Origin of the sequence: Psychrobacter phenylpyruvicus DSM 7000 = NBRC 102152, assembly GCF_000685805.1 — a bacterium.
Taxonomy (GTDB): domain Bacteria; phylum Pseudomonadota; class Gammaproteobacteria; order Pseudomonadales; family Moraxellaceae; genus Psychrobacter; species Psychrobacter phenylpyruvicus.
In genome coordinates this window covers 16,502-35,818 of the sequence record NZ_JMKP01000027.1, presented here as the reverse complement: position 1 = coordinate 35,818, position 19,317 = coordinate 16,502, and the positions used below count along the sequence as shown (strand labels likewise).

The window sequence follows — 19,317 nt, the reverse complement described above, 5'->3', positions numbered from 1 at the left end:
CGATGACAGAAGGTGATTACACCGTAAAAGCCCGTATTGTTGATACAGCTGGTAATGAAGGTGCCACAGCCACGCAAGTGGTTAAGATTGATACCACAGTGCCTGCTACCACCCCAACAGTCGATGCAGATCTAGCCACACCAGCTTTCGATGTACTATACACAACCAGTACATCACCAGTAATTACAGGTACGGTATCAGAAGCATTGATTAGTGGTGAAACTTTAGAAGTAACCATTGGCGGTGCTACTTATATTGTGACTCCAGAAGCTGACAATAGTTGGAGTTTAGATACTAGTACAGCCAGCCCTAAGGCTGCATCACCTGCATTTATACCATTAGCTTCAGGTGATAATAGTGTGGTTGCTAAGGTATTAGATACAGCAGGCAATGCGTCAACTGATGTTACAAGTGACGAAGTTGTGGTACTAGCCAAAGTTAAAGAGCTTACGCTAAGTGACGACTTGACGGATTTTGATGCAAACGGTGATGAGCTAAGTAATACAACAACTCCAACAGGTAGTGCCACCGTAATTAATGGAGTTCAATCAACAGATTATGGAGCTGCCTATTTATATGAGGGAAATGTAGCACAAGCCCTTGATATTGGCACCCCCGTCGCTCCATTAGAGGGTTTAACAAACGATAATACTCCGACTGTAATTATTAAACTTGATAAAGAAATTGCGATTAATTATCAAGAATTACAAGTTATACGTTCATATAAAGATGAAGAGGGTAACTGGATTGATGAAGGAGTTATAGCTAGCACAAGCGGATCAGGAATCTCATTAACTGGTTCAGGACCAGACTTCAGTTTTGATGATACTTTATCAGATGGTGAGCCAGATAAAGAGTATCGCTATGAGGCTAAAGTAGATAATATCCCAGCTATAGCTGATTCTAATTTAGAAACCTCGGAATCGGTAGAATTTGAGCTTGATACTGTAGCGACAGTTCCAATTATTACTGGATTCGATACTACTAACAATACAATTTCTGGTATTTCAACTGAAAATGGAACTATATTTGTTAATTATAATAACGAAAAGTCTAAGGTTATAGTTACAGAGGGAGCTGAATGGACGTTGCAATTAACTACTTCACAAATGAATGCCTTCTTAGACGTAAATGACCCAGATAATTATGATGTTAATAGTAATAGTTCAGCAGAACCTACAGCAGCAGAGTTAACTGCAATGCAGGCAGAAACTGAAGTGTTTGATGAATTTTTACCAATTGATTTTGTTGATAAAGCAGGTAATGTTACTCCTGTTGCTAATGAAATTTATTATTTTGATAGTAGCGATGGTCCAAATGGTGTATTGAATCCGGAGGATAACCCTGAAACCGCAACAACATCATTTAGCCCAGGACAACCTGACCCTATTCCTACAACTACTATCAATGGTGACGTCTATCAAATCTATACCACAACTTTCTCAGATGCCTCTCAAACCGTGTATGTTGATGGTAATATCGACAATTACAATGGAGCGGATGATATTTTTAATCTTGATTTAGCTGGTGGTAATGATACGCTAAAATTAAATGGCAACATTGAGAATGGTGTAAATATTTTCATGGGTGCAGGAGATGATACAGTCATTGCAGAAAAGTTAGACGGTCAGTCTGCTAATAATCCTACTGTTATAGATATGGGTGATGGTAATAACACTGTTACTAAGACGGCTGAAGGTAACTTTAATTATATTCAAGTGATTGCAGGCGATGGTGACGATGTATTTGAAATGAAACTTCCTAATTCAGATTTAAAAAATAGCAGTCTGTTATTAGGCGGTGGTAATAACTATATCAACTCAGGCGATGACTTTGATAATGTCACTGTAATAACTGGTGACGGAGATGACACAATTTTTGTTGAATCCCCAGTTAATGAAAATAACTGTGATATCTCTGGTGTATATGATCTTGGAGATGGTAATAACAAAATAGTTTTAACTTCAGGGGGGATTAACAACTGGTATACTGAATCAGGCACTACAATCACCATGGGTGCTGGTGACGATATCGTCGATATTGCAAAAGATTTTGATAACAGCAATCAAGGCAATAAAGTAACAAGTATGAGTACTGGTGCTGGTATTGATAAGATTACTATTGGAGAAGATATTAACGGTGATACTGTCAGTATTTATCTGAATGATGGTGATGATGAACTAACTGTAAGAAATATTGAAGGTGGTTCTTTAGTTGATACGGGTTTAGGTATTGATACGGTAGTCATTACTGGTAGTATTCAGGGAGTAGGAACAGCTGTGGATTTAGGTGATGGTGGTGATTTCATTACAATATCTGATAACATACTTGCATCAACTAATACGAATTTAGGTGCAGGTAATGACACCTTTACTTTAACTGGTTATATTGACGGCAATGTCGATGCTGGTGCTGGTAATGATATTTTAAATTTCAACGGTAACATTAGAGCTGGTGCTACTGTTGATGGAGGAGACGGTACAGATACTATAAATATTACGAATTCTAATAGTAATTCAAATATTAGTTTAAGTAATATTTTAAATGTCGAAATTATTAACCTTAATAACTCAGACAGAAATTTAAATAATGTCAATATTGATAACCTAACTAATGACCTTTACATGAAAGGTGGTGCAGATGATACTGTAAATATTGGACGTCAATCTGGTCTAACAGAACCGTATCGTTTTGAAGATACTGCAGGTGGTGTATGGACTAAAGGTGGTACTGAAGTTGATGCCAATGATGGCTCTATCACCTATAACGTTTGGAGTAACGCATCAAGTACTCACAGTGTTTATATCCAAGATACGATTACTGATGTTATCTAACCCCATCTTCTTGATAATCTAATAACAACAAAAACGCTCACACTGGGGGCGTTTTTTACTATCTTCAGTTTAATAGACAAAATTCAGGTTGCAACACCCTTTAAAGCTATATACTAAAAAATCCGAGCTATTTAAATAGCTCGGATTTTTCAATTACTTCGGATGTTTTTAAATCGTGATTGAATCTAAGCTACTTAAAGCTATAAATTATCGGGCCTCAGGCTCCCCAGAGTTTTGATAACCACCATAGTATTTAACAGGTGACCAGCTTGGGATAACCTCAGGTAGCTGAGGATTTAGCTTGTTATATTCGCCAGCCCCATAGACCACTTTACCATCAACCACAGTCAGTACCGATTCGATGGTTTTTATTTTTTCTTCTGGTACAGTGAAGTAGTCATCAGATAACAATACAAAGTCTGCATATTTACCTGGCTCTAGGGTACCTTTTACGTCTTCTTCATTTGAGAACCAAGCCCCACCACTGGTGTAGACTTCTAAGGCATCGTCTCGGTCTAAGATATTGTCTTTATCATATAACTGAGTGCCACCGACAGTTTTACCAGTAGTCATCCAGTACAATGAAATCCAAGGGTTATAACTGGCAACACGCGTACCATCGGTACCTGAGCCTAAAGGAATACCCATATCGAATATTTTTTTGAAGGGAGGTGTGGTTTTCGCTGCATCAGCACCATAACGTTCAACGAAGTATTCACCCGCATAAGCCATACGGTCTTGTACCGAAACACCGCCATTTAAGCGTTTGATTTCACGCAAGGTCTCATCGGTAATGGTCTCACCGTGGTCGATTGCCCAACGCATTTCATTTTTGATTTTGCCATTATTTTCACGGTCAATTTCATCTACTAAATCAACGATTAATGCGGTGTTTTCACCATAAGTTGAGTGCTGTCTAAATGGCCAACCTTTATCGACATGCATCTGGATAACTTCTTTGGTGCTTTCACGCCATCCTTTATTGTCTTTAATCAATGGCTTATCTGCTAAGAAGTTTTCAAAGTCACCTGCCGCCCAGGTCATATACTCACCACCGCCTTTTAGCTCATAGCCATGCTCATGTGCGATATCTTCATTCACCGAGGCGGTGTGATTGGTCATCCAAGTTTCAAAAGCTTGACGCTCTTCACCAGCCTTCTGTGGGAACAGGTAGTAAGAGATACGCAGTGATGAGTCGCCACTGGTAGCCAGTGCTTTAGAGGCTTCATAATCGTCTGGGAAAGTATGACCACCACCGCCTGCATCGATGGCACTGGTTAAGCCAAAGCGGTTTAGCTCATGGTGGAAGTGCTTGGTAGAGTTCAGCATTTCCTGTTTTGATAATTGAGGCATTTTACCAATCACTTGATACAATATCATGGCGTTTGGCTCAGCCAAGAGTACGCCAGTAGGATCGCCGTTCTCATCTTTTTCATAACGACTTTGATCATTAGGTGGCTGAGTATTTCTGTCGATATTTAACGCTTTCATACCCGCTTTGTTGAGCCAACCACGGCTGTATAGGTACAACACAAAGGCTGGAGTGTCACCAGTTGCTTCATTAATCTCTTCTATAGTGGGCATTCTTTTTTCTTCAAATTGGTAAGGTGACCAGCCACCAATAACGCGCACCCATTGACCCTCAGGCGTTCTTTCTGCCTGCTCTTTTAGCATACGTAGCGCTTCTTTCAATGAGGTCACCCCATCCCAGCGCAGTTCAGAGTTATAGAAGCGACCGCCACGAGTAATATGTAAGTGTGAGTCATTTAAGCCAGGAATCAGCATTCTGCCGTTGCCATCAATCACTTGGGTATTGGCATTACGTAAGCGTAAAATCTCTTCATCGCTACCAGTGCGCAGTACTTTGCCGTCTTTAATGGCAATTGCCTCAGCGGTAGTTCTGTCTTTGTCCATGACCGCAATTTTGGCGTTGGTGACAATCATGTCGGCGGATTGGAGAGTGTTATAGCCGCCTTGTGCCCCTTGTGATGAGGTTTGCGTGGCACAGGCCGACAAAATACTGGCTGCCCCAGCCAGTAAGATTATGTTTTTCTTTTGCTTAAAGTGTTTCATGATGGTCTCTTAAGTTAATGGATTAAAATAAGTTAATAGATTAAAAATATAAAAATTTATCCACATAAGTTTATGAATCTAAACTTATAACTAGGACTAAAGTTATTAGATTTGCTAATCTATCATAAATAATTAACATGACCATCAAGCGGTAAAAATTTTTAACTACTAGAAACAAAAAGACACATTGTTAATTTAATATTAATTAAGCATTTGTTTAATAAATAATTACTTCAATAAATCATGAGTTTAAAAATGATTTTTTTGATATGAGCGAATAAAGACAGGCAATTAAATAGGCAGTGAAATAAAGGATAAGGCCAGGACCGTTAACCAAAAAAAGCCCCTCTACCTATGAAATAGAGGGGCTTTATTGGATTTACATAGCTTAAAAAATGACTGTAAGCTAGAGCCTAGAGTGTGGTCGGTTAGATTCTAAAAGCAGGGAAGCGGCTATTAATCACACTTTCAGCTTCAATTAAATTCATAATCTCATCAGCGATGTTCTCTGAAAGCTCTAAGTTGGTCGAAAAGCCAACGCAAGAGGAGTTAATTTCGCCCAAGACATAGACGTCATTGCCTTTGTCATCAGTATCTAAAATAAAGTCGGCGGTCCATAATAACGGCAAGGCATAGCCGCCCAAACGCGCTTGTATCATCGGGATACTGGCTTCAACTTCATCTACCATATCCTGCCATTGTTCAGGTTGATCATAACGATAAGTGGCGCCAGAGAATAAGGTAGCGGAGAACGCATCGGCAGATTCATCAGGCTTTTTGTGTACCACAGACACCGCCTTATCACGTAGCATCAACACCCGGATCTCACCTTCTTTAATACGCGGTAAAAATGGCATGTCCAAGATAAGACCGCTATCACCTTCTAAGTATTGATAACAAAACTCAATAAACTCACCCATCGTTTTTTCTTCAACATGGTTATCACGAGCTTCCGTCAGTCTTAATACCGCATCTTCTGGGATTTCGGCAACGTCTTTATATTTTTTGGGCTCTTTTAATTGTACCCGCCAAATACCTTCACCAGTTGAGCCGCGGTTTTGTTTTAAAACTCGCTCACCACGCGCTAAAGTTTGTGGGAAATGATGCTTCAGCTCATCGTACTCATAATAGCAGTACACATCTTCGGGTACTAAGGTAGTGCCTTTTAGGCGCTCTACCACGTTTTTGGCACCATAGTTAATCATGACGTCAGGGTGCGGTAAGCCTTTTACCCCTTGATGTACCAGCTCGCGTAGCATTTGAAAGTAGCCGGTTTCATCTTTTAGGTTACCTGGATTGATACGGCTGACGTAAGCGTCTGCTTTGTCGATGGTATAACGGTAGATTTCGCCACGGTTTTCATCAGAATAAAAAATGACTTCCGCGCTCCAACCCCGTTTTTTTAACGACTCAACAATAGGGTAAGTGTCACGGCGGTAGCCATATTTGCTCTTATCAGAACCACCACGAGCTTCAAAAATAACAACGTGTTTTTTCATACTAAAATCTCTGTTAATGCCAATAATTATCTAAGGGTAATAAGCGGATTGCTGATTAATGAGTAAACCTACAAATAGGTAACGGTATAACTGTGACTAAGAATGGAGCCTATAAAGTACTAGGGTCATCAAGGTAAAACTTAGAAGGGGGTAAATCGGGGTTTATTTTTTAGAGGGCGCAAGTCTATAGAAGAGTGGAGTAGAAAACAATACAGGAAGCCAAGTTTTTTAGATTTTTTTATAGAAATTCACTGTGAAGGCCATAGCCATAACTATGGCTGAGTGAGTGACACCAGCAACGCTTAAACAATAATAAAGTTTTATGAACGTATGATGACATAAGAAGAGGATTGATAAGATATAAATCGGCAGGATATAAATAGTGGTTCTGACTGGGTCAGAGGCCTTGCTGCAGGCGACTTATTGAAGCTCCTTTACGCTAAGCCACCTTACTGAATATGACAGCAGTTGCTTAGCTGTTATGTTTGATATAGCTGCTAACTAACTCATTAAATTCGCAGGCTTTACCTATGTGGGGCCAGTGTCCTGCCTGGCTGTAGAAATGAGCATCTGCGGAGGGCATCACATTTAATAGCTCAAGGCTACGCGATAGGGGGACCACTTTGTCATTCACGCCATGGATTAATAATACTGGTAGGGTAAGCTTGGCTAGAGCTTCGAAGTCTAGAGCAAAATGAACACGGTCTCGATCTCGTGCTGCTAATAAGGTAGGTCTCAATCCGCCGGCTTGTTCTTTTAGAGCGGCTTGATGACGTAAATGCACTAAAGTGTCACACACCACCGCATCATTACGGATGTTCTTTTGTAAATCCTGTTTGATAAGAGCTGCTGAAAGTGTGCTTTTGGGTTTGGCAGTAGGGGCAGTTTTAGGCTTGTCTATTTTTTTAGCACCCCCAGTTCCGATGGATATCACGCCATAAATTCGTTCAGGATGGTCTAAGGCCAGTTGTAAAGCTATCCATCCTCCCAAAGAGCTACCCATTAGCCAAGCTTTATCAATATTCAATGCATCCATCAAGCGCAAAGTGTGATCGCCCCATTGCTTAATGCCATAGCTGCTATCTGCGTCAGTCACCGTTTCGCCATAGCCGATAGAGTCAAAAGCAATGGCACGATAATTCTGACTAAGATGAGGCATATTTTGCCACCAAGTCATAGCGGCTGAAGTACCTGATCCTGAACCATGCAGTAGCAGTAAGGGTAAGCCCTCACCTTGATCGTAATAGTGGGTAATCTCTTTTGGTGCGGTCTGAATCCATTTATCTTCAAGATTAAAAAACTGGTCAGTTTTAAACTTTGGAGGAGATAAGGTCATTGAAGGTCTCGGCTTTGATAGCTGGGCGACAAAAGCCCTATTTTAGCTTAATTTTTAAGGGTTTAGGCGCCTTTTTTATTCAGACATCCTGCTTACTACTGCTTATTGTTGGCTTAGAAGATGTCTTACAGCTAAATTAACTTTATTAAATAAATTACGTAAGCTAATGAATAGAGAAAGTTTAGATTGTTAAACTAACCTCTAACAACTAGCACTTAATAAGTGGCCATTAATGAAAACTAAATAAAAAAATCACTGAGATTCAAATGCAACGACGAAAATTTATTAAATCTATGGGGCTTGGATTGGGCGCCGTCGGTACTTCAGCCGTCATGACCGGCTGTCAAACATTAGCTGACAATAATTATCAGCCTGTCTCCGCCACCGCACCCATCAAACAAGCGGGGCATTTTAGTAATATTATCGTCGGCAGTGGCTATGGGGGCGCGGTCTGTGCTCTGAGGCTCAGTGAACAAGGTCACCCAGTACTAATTTTGGAAATGGGTATGCGCTGGGATAGGACTTCCGATCATAATACTTTTTGTAAAATGATCACTGCAGATGAGCGTTCTAGTTGGTTCAAAGACTGGCCAAGTGCGCCGATACCTATTCCACGGCGAATAAAAAGATACCCTGGCGTTTTGGATCTTATTGAGTATGACGAAATCAAGGTGTTTGCAGGTCGTGCCTATGGGGGAGGCTCTATCGTCAATGGGGCGATTGCCATCCAGCCAAGACGCTCTCATTTTGAACAAACCTTTCCTTGGATAGACAGTGAGGAGATGTACCGCACCTTCTTTCCGCAAGCCTTAAAACAATTGAAAGTCAGTCAAATTCCCGAAGACTTTTTTAATAATTCAGAACATTATCAATTTACTCGGGCCGCTGAGCGTCAAGCAGAAAGGGCAGGACTAAAAACAGAGTTCTTCGGTAACAGCTATGACTTTGATTATATGCAACAGGAGGCCAAGGGTGAGGTCTATCCGTCAGCGCTGGGCGGTGAAGTCATTTATGGCAATAATGCGGGTAAGTATTCGCTAGATTTGACCTATCTGAAAGATGCAGAAGCTACTGGTAATGTTGAGGTTAAAACGCTACGTAAAGTAAATGCTATTAAGCAAATGGATAATGGTCAGCTACAGCTTGAAGTGCATGTGCTCAATATAGAAGGCGGTGTTGACACTATTGAGTATTATAGCTGCGATAAGCTGTTTTTGAACGCCGGTAGTACCGGCACTTCAGAGCTACTATTAAAAAGCCAAGCGGCAGGTACACTCAATAATTTGAACGAGCATGTGGGTCAGCATTGGGGACCTAATGGCAATATTATGACTGGGCGTAACTTTGTGTATGCTGCCGGTGAGGCGCAGTCTACCATTCCGGTGAAGGGGATTAACTTGTGGGATGGGGATAGAGGGGGTTCAAAATATAAGATATTTGCTGAAATTGCCCCACTGCCATTAGGAGTTGAGACTTGGACTACCTTATATTTAGCGATTACCGATAATCCTGAACGAGGTAATTATTATTACGATAAAGCCTCACAAAGTGTCAAATTAAACTGGAAGCGCTCACAAAATGAGTATTCGGTTAATGCGGCAAAAGAACTCATTGAAAAGTTGGCCAAAGCCAATGGTGGTCGCCTCTCAAGCTTACTGTTTACCAAAGGTTATGGCGATAATTTCTGTTATCACCCCTTAGGGGTTGTGTGCTCGGTAAAGCCACTGATGAGTATGGGCGAGTTAAAGGTCATGAAAATATTTATGTCCAAGATAGCGCTTTGATCCCAGGCAGTGCTGGGGTTAACCCTTATGTATTCATTACTGGGCTTGCTGAGCGTAATATGAGTTATATCTTGCAACAAGATTTTAATTAGGGTTATCTGTAGGCAGTTGTACCAAAGCTCAATTGAAATCCCCTGTTTTATCCGCAACAATATTCTTAGCCAATTTATTCAGCCAAAAATAATAATATTAAAGACGGCAACTTTGATAATAAGATTAACTGTCTTAATTTAGATTACGGATGAAAACTATGAAACTAAGAATACTAAAATCAGAAGTTACTAACCCTTGGTTTAATCTCGCAACAGAGGACTGGATATTCCAAGAGCTTAAGCCAGACACTCATATTCTATTCTTATGGCGTAACAGCGAGACTGTTGTTATCGGCCGCTCACAAAACCCTTGGGTAGAGTGTAAAACTGACAAAATGGAACAAGATGGGGTTTATTTGGCCCGACGTCAAAGTGGCGGTGGTGCGGTATTTCATGATTTAGGCAACACTAACTTCACCTTTTTATCGCCCAAAGAGGAGTATAACCAAGACGCCAACTTCCAAATTATCATCAATGCCCTAAAAAAACTGGGCATAGACGCTACTCAATCGGGTCGTAATGATATGCAGGTCGGCGATCGTAAAATATCAGGCAGTGCCTTTAAACACGCAGTTGATCGTAGCTTCCATCATGGCACCTTACTGGTTGATGCCAATATGCAAAAGCTGGGTGATTACCTTAATCCGCATCCCCTTAAGCTGCAAGCCAAAGGCATTAAATCTGTCCGCTCCCGTGTAGCAAACCTAGTTGAATTTAACGACAGTATCACTCACGACAGCTTATCAGACGCTATTATTGAGGCATTCTGTGACTACTATGGAGAGACAGTTGCAGTCGAGGAGTTAGACGAAGCCACCTTAAAAGCAGAACCGCATCTCAATAAGTTCTATCAGCAGATGGCGGACTGGGACTGGCGTTTTGGTAAAACACCGCAGTTTTCACACCACATTGAAACCCGCTTTGATTGGGGCATTGTTGACCTGCATTTAGATGTGCAGCAAGCAGTAATTACCGAAGTAGTTATCTTCTCTGATGCGTTAAATGTGGAACTGATTGATGAGTTAAAACAGGCTTTAACAGACACCAAGTACACCATCGCTGATGTGAAAGCTAAGCTTGAGGCACTTAAAAAGAATCGGGCTGATTTGGCGGATCAGGTGACTGACTTTGAGCAGTGGTTAGTCGAGCAAATGGCTACCTAAATGTAGATATTATTGGGTAGCGGTGTTTATCAATACGGTGTTAATCCGGCAATTATTTTTGCAGTTGTTTTTGCAGTTGTTTTTTTAGCCAAAAGTTTTAGCCAGAGGTTTTAGCCAAAGATTTTAGGCAAATAGTGGCTAATTTGAATTACTGTGGATTAATAGAATAATAAAGGAGTCTGCAATGAAAGCGGTGTTATTGGATGAAGAAAGATTTGCCCAGGAGATTGAGTTAACAACGCCCGAGAAGCTCAGCGAACTCATTCGCTATCGTGGTACGCCGCAAGACAATTCGGTGATTATTGAGCGTTGCCAAGATGCAGATATCATGATCGTGGGTAGCTTAAGAATTGAGCGTGAAGTGATTGAATCTTTACCCCATCTAAAGCTGATTCATCTGACCTCTGTGGGCACTAACCAAGTGGATATTGAAGCCTGTGATGATAATGGTGTGAAAGTGTTAAACTCACCTGGCTTTGCGACCGCAACGGTGGCTGAGCATGCTTTCATGCTGTTACTCAATGCCATGCGTGCAGGAGTCAATTACCATAACAAAGTAATGGATGGCAGCTGGAAGCAAAAGGGCAGAGCGGGAGTTGTGCAGGCTGACGTTATTGACTTAGAGGGTCTAACCTTAGGCTTAATTGGGCTGGGGGACATTGGCAAACGGGTATCCAAGATTGCTGAAGCGTATGACATGAAAGTGCTATGGGCGGAACGTAAAGGCAAAAAGCCACGTAATAGCGACTATACCGATTTTGAAACGGTTCTGGCGCAGTCAGATGTACTCAGCTTGCATTGTCCCTTAACTAAAGAGACTAAGCATCTTATTGATGCAGATGCTATTACCAAAATGGCTAAAAATCCAGTAGTGGTTAATGTGGCTCGCGGGCAAGTCGTTGATACTCAAGCGATGGCGCAAGCTATCAAAGATGAGAAGGTCTCAGGTTTTGCCACCGATGTGTTTGAACAAGAGCCTGCCGATGACAGTGACCCTATTGTACAACTGGCGAAGCAGTCCCACCCCCGTGTTATTTTAAGTCCGCATTTGGGTGCAGGCAGTAAAGCTTCACAGGTAAAATTATGGCAAGTATTAACTCAACAAATTAATGAGTTTGTTTGTCAAGACTAGCTGCTGCACCTCAATTAGTATTGAAGACGGCTAACCATAAAAGGTACGGTTGACTTTGAGATGTTTGCTAATCTTCAACGTAGATTTACACTAGCTAACTTAAAAAAGGATTAGCCATCTTGTAGTATAGATTGAAATAATAAGGTAGAGAGATTGTAAATCTCCATGTATTAAATAATAAAAATTTATAACTGCTATGTTTACCTGATTATTTTTATAACTATTATATATAACCAATTTACATATAAATAATTTGTATAGCTAGAAGGAGTGTCATTTTGTTCGATATCAAATCATTATTAACCCGTACGGTTGAAAAAGAGTTGCTAGATGTGGACGATTATATCTTTATCCCTGAGCGTTACGACTTAGAAGTTGATGATGGCATACTAAGCTGTGTGCTAAACAGCGATGGTCGCGTAGATATTTTTTTCCAAAAACATGGTATTACCGATGTGCGTTCTGCTGCGCGTAAGCATGCTTACACTGGTTTTGACAGAGAGCTACAACTTGGTATTTATGATGATGTCATCGAAGATTTGATTAAAGACGTTAATAAAATCTTAGAAGGTAAGTCGCGTTTTTTTAAACAGGAAAGAGAATTGCCCGCGGCTCCAGCCTTAGGTATGCAATCTTATGCAGATAGTGATCATCATTAATTAGCCAGTCGATTATTGTGCCAAAGGTATCATCCAACGAAAGTTTTTTGTAGCTATTGGCAGAAACTAAAAACTGGGCACATGGCCCAGTTTTTTTGTCCAAAAATAACCATAACCTCTTAAAGTTTTATAAGAAAAAAATTTATAAGTAAGAGATTGATAAATAGTTTTGCTTTAGCATGGTGCCTATTCAACGGCTCAATATCAGCTACGATCTTGGCACAGCTCTAATTCAAAACAAGCTTCATGATGCTGTGATAAAGTTAGCTCATAGCACAGTCCAGAAACGTTAATTTTATAACTTCCTGGTTTTGCACCTCGGGTGTGTATCACAATCTCTCTTGAAACGCAGTTGGTTCCGCCTTCTTTGCACGGACCAATATCACCAAAACAAATCGCTCCTCTAGGGACTATCTCAACTGAGGGTGTGCCATCTGGTAGGGTGGGAACGGCAGAACCATCCGCCATAGTCAGGGTCAGTAGGCCAATATAAACATTACTCAACGTAATATTGGAATAGCAGTTGCACACCGAGATAATAGCGGTTTCGATATCATCAGTCTCGAAGCAATCACACTCGCTATCGCCCCAAGTGATTGATACACAAGGCTCGATGACTGGTAAATCAAGCATTTTGCACTCTGAGCCACAAGCATTACAGATAGCTTCTTTGATTAATTCGACGTACTTGGCTTCACTAACTGGGCCATGATAAGCATTGCCACCAGTAGGTAAGGTCAAATTATCATATGACGCAGCTATACCAGGGGTATTCTCCGCGCCAGGGGTTATCTTATGAGCGAATAATACCACGCCATTGGCTAGGGCAGCGGCTGTAGCATTGGTTGCTGCTGCATCATAAAATGCAGAGTAGCCATCAAGCGCTGTGTCGCTGATATAAAATATGGCTTTACAAGCGCCCTCTCGCCAATCATAGAAGTTACAAATATCGGCAATCGAATCTGCTCCTTCTTCACCAGGGTAGGTGCCGTCACCGGCAGGCTGTGCTTCATCTTGTTTAAAGGGTCCCGTACTACCGATACCCTCAAGGTATTGTTGGTGAGTCTGGGTAAAGCTGGTCCCTGCTAGAGTGCTGGTAATATCACCCAAATAACCGGGAGGGTTAGCGCCAGTTTTTGAACCATCAACGGTGAGCCAGGTTGCTCTTAAATCAGAGGGGCACTCCTCTTTGGCCTTAAGTAATGCTTCATCAGCAGCCTTTGCTACGGCAGTTGCTGCTGTCGACATCGAGAGACTGGCATCAATTAAAATGACCAAATCAACTGTCTTGGTATCAGCCGAGGAAGAGCTACAACTACAGGGCTCTGCCTTTTTATCGCAAGGGGCAAACGAGTTTGCTTTAGTTTCTCGTTGTAGTTCTAGCTCCTCATCAATACGTTTAATAGCCCGCCGACACAGCTTATCATGTTTATCCGCCTCATCATGCTTTCTGGTATCTGCATAGGGGTTGCTATCGGTCCAGTCCTTACTAACGCTTTTGGTATTGTCCGATTTAGTATGATCCTTCATAACGTTCTCCTTTGGTGTGGCGTCAAACGAGCAAATCAAAATGCTTACTATGTTTGAGGGCACAGTGCCACTATACTCATCTATTTATCAGATTTAGTAGGAGGGCTAAGTTGTTTTTTGTGTAACAAATATTAACAGTAGTTAATTTGTACTTTAATTTAGAGGGCCATCATTGAAGGAAGGGAACGTTGTTTGCAGTTTGAGCGTATCTTTGAGTAATTAACGGCTATCTTTAAGGAGTGAGAGGCTATCTATGAGAAAGGGTGCGATTAGTAGTCGCACCCTTTCTCATAGATTTTAAGGAAATAGATTTTAATGAATTATCTTATAACGCAAAACGTAGATAACCATACCCTATGCTTTGCTGAAGATAGTCTGTTGTGGCAAGCGCGATTTCGGTAAATCAGCATTATAGTCTTCATCGCTGCGGTAGCCCAATGACACCGCACCAATAGTGGTATAGCCTTTTTCGCATAAGCCAAACTCTTCATCAATTTTTTCAGTTACAAGACCTTCCATTGGTACCGCATCGATACCTAGCTGAGCAGCACCAAGTAACAATGCACCCATACTTAGATAGACCTGCTTACTCATCCAGTGCGCTTCATCAAGCATATTAAAGCGATGTAGTCCTAAGAAGAATTTACGACCTTCATGCATCTGCTGTTTTTGATCTTCATCTTGAAAGCGACCATCTTTATCTTCTTGCTCTAACAATGTCTGTAAATACTCATCATCGGCATGAACGCGAGTACAAAACAGAACAACGTGTGAGCAATCGAGGATTTTATTCTTATTCATCTCAAACACATCTATTGCACCTTTGGCAATACGAGCTTTGCCAGCATCATCGTCAGCGATAATATAGTGCCAAGGCTGGATATTAATACTCGAAGCTTGTAGATGCAGAATGTCTTTTAATTGTTCAAAATCTTCGGTAGATATTTTTTTATTAGGGTCAAAATCTTTAGTACTGTAGCGCCAGTTCATTGCTTCAGAAATAGTTTTCATAGCTATCCTTTTTATAGTTTTTTGATTTGAATTAATTTTATTCGATCAATAAAAAGTATAAATAATAAAGGGTTACCTATTGTTGAAACAATTATCTGATTCAGTATGGTTTCAGTTATTGGTTTGGGGGTTGGTTTTTGGGTTTGGATTGACGTAAATTATTAAAATGAGTAGCAAAAATTTGATGGAGTTAATAAAAATGACTAGAGGTTAGTAGTATAATAGCTTGTAGCCAATTTCGATTTTTACTACTACGCCTTTATCTATACAAGGTAGTGATCAAGCTTCAGAGTGTCGTTTACTGCCTGTACATCGCCATATTTAACCACTTTAATCTACCTAAGCTATCAGTATATCTACTACAATCTAGTTTAAACCGAACCTATTACAAAAGTTTTCAGTGAAAAAACAAAATATAAATTCAAGAGTATTATAAGCATTTACTAAAGTCGTCTAATAATCAAAACCTTCGTCTTCTTTTGCTTTTTTCGATTCTGCTAATTCTTGAGTTCTGATAGCTTCTAAATATTCAGCACCTTTAACTTCTAAATATGAAATATACTGGTCTAAATTATTACTGGCTAAATACTCTTTAAGTGAATCGAAAATACCAAGGCGAGATCTCATCTCTTGAGAGTAACTTCCTGACCAACTACTAATTTTACAAACACTATTTTCCAGTATTTCATCTATTGTAGATTTAGGATTGCTACTTCGAGTAATAAAATAAACTAGCAAACTACTGAAGTGTATTTTTCTATTACCAATATGGTCTTCTACTCTCAATAAATTTGCATTTTTAAGCCAAAACTTTGTTCTTACTTCTTCGTCCTGCTCTACCCACTTGATTACATCCTTCTCATCAGCATAAAAGAGTAAATCTTGACTACCTCCTAGTATAGTATTAAATTTTAGATAACCATTCTCTATAAACTTTTCAATAAACTGTTTTGTGTCGGCCTGTAATAGGGTCTTAAGAGCTACAAAGGTCTTATTTTCATGGGTTAGTGATATATATCTTTCAGAATTAAATATCTCGATGAATATATTAAAGGTTCTATCAATGCTATTCCTATTCGAAAGCAATAGTAAAAGTATCTTCCTTAAATCAAAGGTTGGATAATTATTGTATATTGAAGGTATGTGCTCTGATAAGGTTGAAATATATTTGTCTGGTAAGGCATTTTTATTCATAGCTTCGAAATAAAAAACTTGCTCAACAGCTTGGTCATAGTTATTTTTAACTAAGGAATCAAAAACCTTCTCAAAATTCTCTACTGATATTTTTTTGTCTTCTTTTTTTACAGAAATCCATGCATAGGGTTGGCAATTAATTTCAAGTTTTAAATCTAATAACTCGCATATGAAGTCATAGTCAGTATCATTTTGACTTAACTCAAGAGTTAACCACGGTATCACTTTTTTAAATTCTTCTATTCCTATTAAATTTAGGACGGTCGATTTGTAGTTACCAAAGGAATTAGCTTTTAATTCTTTCAATAAACCTAACAGTAGGTAAGGCCTGCTACTTATAGATACCTTTGTAAGCTTTTTTAATTGGACGTCTAAGTCATTATCTTTTATCAGTTTTGGGTAGATTTCTTTCCCTATATTCTTAAGATATGGATTATCGCTATTCAGTAGAAGTGGTAAGAAAGATGACAAGTCATTACTATTAACTAATTCTTTAGCTATGTAGTCGATAAAGTCATCATAGTTATCAAAATGGAGTACTTTGAGACTAAGATTATCATCAACCCCTCTTTCGTATCTGGCTAATTCAAAAGGCTCTATTAATATATAGTGCTGAATGAGTTGTTCTAAGTTATTCAGTTCAGGTTGAATCCTAATCACTAAATTCTGCAAGCTTTGAAGCGTTTTAGGATATTTTTGTAATTCTTCAGAGTCATCTATAATTAGTTCGTTTAGAGCAATTAAGGCTTTAATAAAAGGTTTTCTACTATTAAACTCTAATACATACTTTTCAATGAAACCAGCTTTATGACATAGCCGAATAATAGATTTTAAATGTCTAGCAAAGACTTCTCTTGCTTCTTCGTAATTTAGCTTATCAAGTTCGTTTAGAAGGTTTAATAAAAATTCAGTCCAATCCCAAATTTCACCATAAGTTTTAGGCTGATAGCCGTAACCTTCTTTCTTTAATCCGTTATCTGAATCACTGTATATGATACCGCCTGAATTAAAATCTATTGCAGATATCAAAATGCCTAATAATATCTCATACTCTTCGGCCTCAAATAATCGCTGTAATATTCTCCTTTTTAAATCTAAGGTAGCTACGCTCTCAGATGTATAAAGGTTAAACATAGAGCTTATAGCACTTAAGTTAGAAGTATTATCTTCGTCATTTGTTGCAATGATTAATAATAAATTAAAAGAACGCTCAAAGTTTTCAGCTTCATAAGATAGGTTTTTAAGTAAATGTTGAGTTTTTGAGATATGGGGATTCTTATTAGTTAAAAATAGACCGTCCTCAGTATGACGTGCTTCTATTAAGTCTAAGATAACTTCAGGTTGGATGTGAGATAATAATCGTAAGTAGTTAAACTCATCTTCATTAATAGATCCATTTAAAAGCTTTTTACCTATAGCACCATCTTTATCTAGTACTTTTTGAACAAATTTATTGACTACTTCAATATCATGTAAGTAGCTCATACGTTTAATAAGTGAACGTTGTAAACGTGAAGGCATGTTAATAAATATCTCGTATAAATCATCCTCATCAAGCCACTTTAATGCTTGTTTAGAAAGATGATTTGCCAAAACATGGGGCAATATGGCTCTATAATCGCCACGCTGTTGAACGATATCTTTAGTTTTTAGGTTCTCAATAGTGTGTTTTGCCGATCTAGTAGATACCTCTGCAATATTAGAAAGTAGTTTTAACTCTGAATTTGGGTCTGATAAGTCTTTAATGTTGAATGAAAACACTAACGAGAAGACTTGAGCAATTTTGTAATTGTCTTGGTTGATTTGTCCATTTTGATAGAACAGACGTTCAAAAAGTTGTTGGTCATTTAATACAGCGATATTATCAACACTGCTTACTGTTGATGCGATAGCAAGAGCAAGGCGATAATTACCTCCCGTTAGCTGTGCAATAGTATATGGTATAGGGTTATTTATTTCAGGATAATGACTTTGAATTACTTTTTGAACAAGTGCGGGACTATTTGGTTCAAGTTTGAAAACAGACGTTTTTTCGGGTAAATCATCAGAAATATCATATTCGATAGTCATCAGAGAAATTTGACTATTATTGTTAGTAATAGCTTTGGTTAATATCTCATGTTGGTCACGACCGCAGTTATCAACGATTACAATAAACCTTTTATTCTGCCGTTGAAGTTCTGCAATGAAATGGAGTGGAAGAGGGTATGGTGATTCTCCATAATCGCAATACCAAACCGCCCTAATATCTAGCGTATTACCACCGATACGCTCATCAAATAACGCTTGAGCCAATCTGGTTTTACCAACACCAGATAAACCGACCAGCCGTACAGATTGCTTGGGTTGGCTTAACTTGTTACGTATAGCATTTATACCCTCGATTACATTACTTGCATTCTCTACCTTCTGATTAGGTAATATAACTTTAATATCGTCATCGGTAAAATAAGGTGCATCTATTGCTGATTGTGTGCTAGACCAGTCGTTGAATCTATCCCATCCTTTATAGTCATCATTTGTGAAAAAGTGTCTGGCTAAGTCATTATTTTCAACAGTAACGAATTCTGACTCAAAGAAAGAATGTTCATTCCATATAATTTCGATACCTAATTCAGAGGCTCTATCTTCAATTTCTATAAGAGCTTTGGACTTACCATCTTTACCATTACCTTGCCCCCATAATTTATTCGTGTAAATTATTAAGTGCGTTAGTTTAGGATAGTTGGCCCTAGTCGTATTTAAAGTCTTGATTAATTCATTTTTTTTAGATGACAAAGGCACGTCATAAAACTTGGATTGAAACCCTATTACTTTATCTTCTAATTCAAGAGGTTGTTTTTCAATACCTGATTGATTTTTATAACCAAACCAACCTTCTTTGAGGTCATGTTTACGGCAAAACAGTAAATAAGTAAACCATTCAAAAGCATCTTGAGGATTAGTGCTGAATTTTGCTTTAAATATGTCCCAATCAGGTTTAATTATCATTTTTTGCCTTTTATATAAA

At 39.1% G+C, this 19,317-nt stretch carries 12 protein-coding genes; 6 read left to right on the top strand and 6 right to left on the bottom strand.

Annotated features, from left to right (window positions below):
* The coding region (locus tag G561_RS0110300) for a hypothetical protein (protein WP_028859484.1) at positions 1–2,834 on the top strand (2,834 nt) is incomplete at its 5' end.
* 207 nt (positions 2,835–3,041) lie between these two features.
* Here the strand turns inward: G561_RS0110300 and G561_RS0110295 are convergent.
* The 3 genes from G561_RS0110295 to G561_RS0110285 all read right to left on the bottom strand — a co-directional run bounded on the left by G561_RS0110295 (position 3,042) and on the right by G561_RS0110285 (position 7,742).
* Positions 3,042–4,907, bottom strand: a complete 1,866-nt coding sequence (locus G561_RS0110295) for an amidohydrolase (RefSeq protein ID WP_028859483.1) — start codon at positions 4,905–4,907, stop codon at positions 3,042–3,044.
* A gap of 428 nt (positions 4,908–5,335) precedes the next feature.
* A complete protein-coding gene (locus G561_RS0110290) occupies positions 5,336–6,406 on the bottom strand; it encodes a Cj0069 family protein (protein ID WP_028859482.1) in 1,071 nt (356 codons plus the stop codon).
* Positions 6,407–6,878: 472 nt separating this feature from the next.
* A complete protein-coding gene (locus G561_RS0110285) occupies positions 6,879–7,742 on the bottom strand; it encodes an alpha/beta fold hydrolase (RefSeq protein ID WP_028859481.1) in 864 nt (287 codons plus the stop codon).
* Positions 7,743–8,008: 266 nt separating this feature from the next.
* On the opposite strand from G561_RS0110285, the gene G561_RS14455 reads away from it, so the two are divergent.
* The 5 genes from G561_RS14455 (at position 8,009) to G561_RS0110260 (ending at position 12,572) form a co-directional block, all read left to right on the top strand.
* Positions 8,009–9,526, top strand: a complete 1,518-nt coding sequence (locus G561_RS14455) for a GMC family oxidoreductase N-terminal domain-containing protein (RefSeq protein ID WP_227673998.1) — start codon at positions 8,009–8,011, stop codon at positions 9,524–9,526.
* Positions 9,451–9,618, top strand: a complete 168-nt coding sequence (locus G561_RS15610) for a GMC oxidoreductase (RefSeq protein ID WP_227673999.1) — start codon at positions 9,451–9,453, stop codon at positions 9,616–9,618. The genes G561_RS14455 and G561_RS15610 overlap by 76 nt, the downstream gene beginning before the upstream one ends.
* Before the next feature lie 158 nt (positions 9,619–9,776).
* Positions 9,777–10,781 carry a lipoate--protein ligase gene (lplA, locus tag G561_RS0110270; protein WP_028859480.1) on the top strand — a complete coding sequence of 335 codons (1,005 nt, stop codon included), beginning with the start codon at positions 9,777–9,779 and terminating at the stop codon, positions 10,779–10,781.
* Positions 10,782–10,965: 184 nt separating this feature from the next.
* Positions 10,966–11,913 (top strand): NAD(P)-dependent oxidoreductase, encoded by a 948-nt coding sequence (locus G561_RS0110265; RefSeq protein WP_028859479.1) that lies wholly within the window; start codon positions 10,966–10,968, stop codon positions 11,911–11,913.
* A gap of 278 nt (positions 11,914–12,191) precedes the next feature.
* Positions 12,192–12,572, top strand: coding sequence for a hypothetical protein (locus tag G561_RS0110260; protein ID WP_028859478.1), 381 nt, complete (start codon positions 12,192–12,194; stop codon positions 12,570–12,572).
* A gap of 204 nt (positions 12,573–12,776) precedes the next feature.
* On the opposite strand, the gene G561_RS15010 is transcribed toward G561_RS0110260, so the two are convergent.
* The 3 genes from G561_RS15010 to G561_RS14445 form a co-directional block, all read right to left on the bottom strand.
* Positions 12,777–14,102 (bottom strand): hypothetical protein, encoded by a 1,326-nt coding sequence (locus tag G561_RS15010; RefSeq protein WP_051584499.1) that lies wholly within the window; start codon positions 14,100–14,102, stop codon positions 12,777–12,779.
* A 354-nt stretch (positions 14,103–14,456) separates the two neighbouring features.
* The gene (nfsB, locus tag G561_RS0110250; protein ID WP_028859477.1) at positions 14,457–15,113 is read right to left on the bottom strand and encodes an oxygen-insensitive NAD(P)H nitroreductase; all 657 of its coding nucleotides are present in this window, start codon (positions 15,111–15,113) and stop codon (positions 14,457–14,459) included.
* A gap of 453 nt (positions 15,114–15,566) precedes the next feature.
* Positions 15,567–19,298: a hypothetical protein gene (locus tag G561_RS14445; RefSeq protein ID WP_051584498.1), complete on the bottom strand. Its 3,732-nt coding sequence runs from the start codon at positions 19,296–19,298 to the stop codon at positions 15,567–15,569.
* Positions 19,299–19,317: the final 19 nt, after the last annotated feature.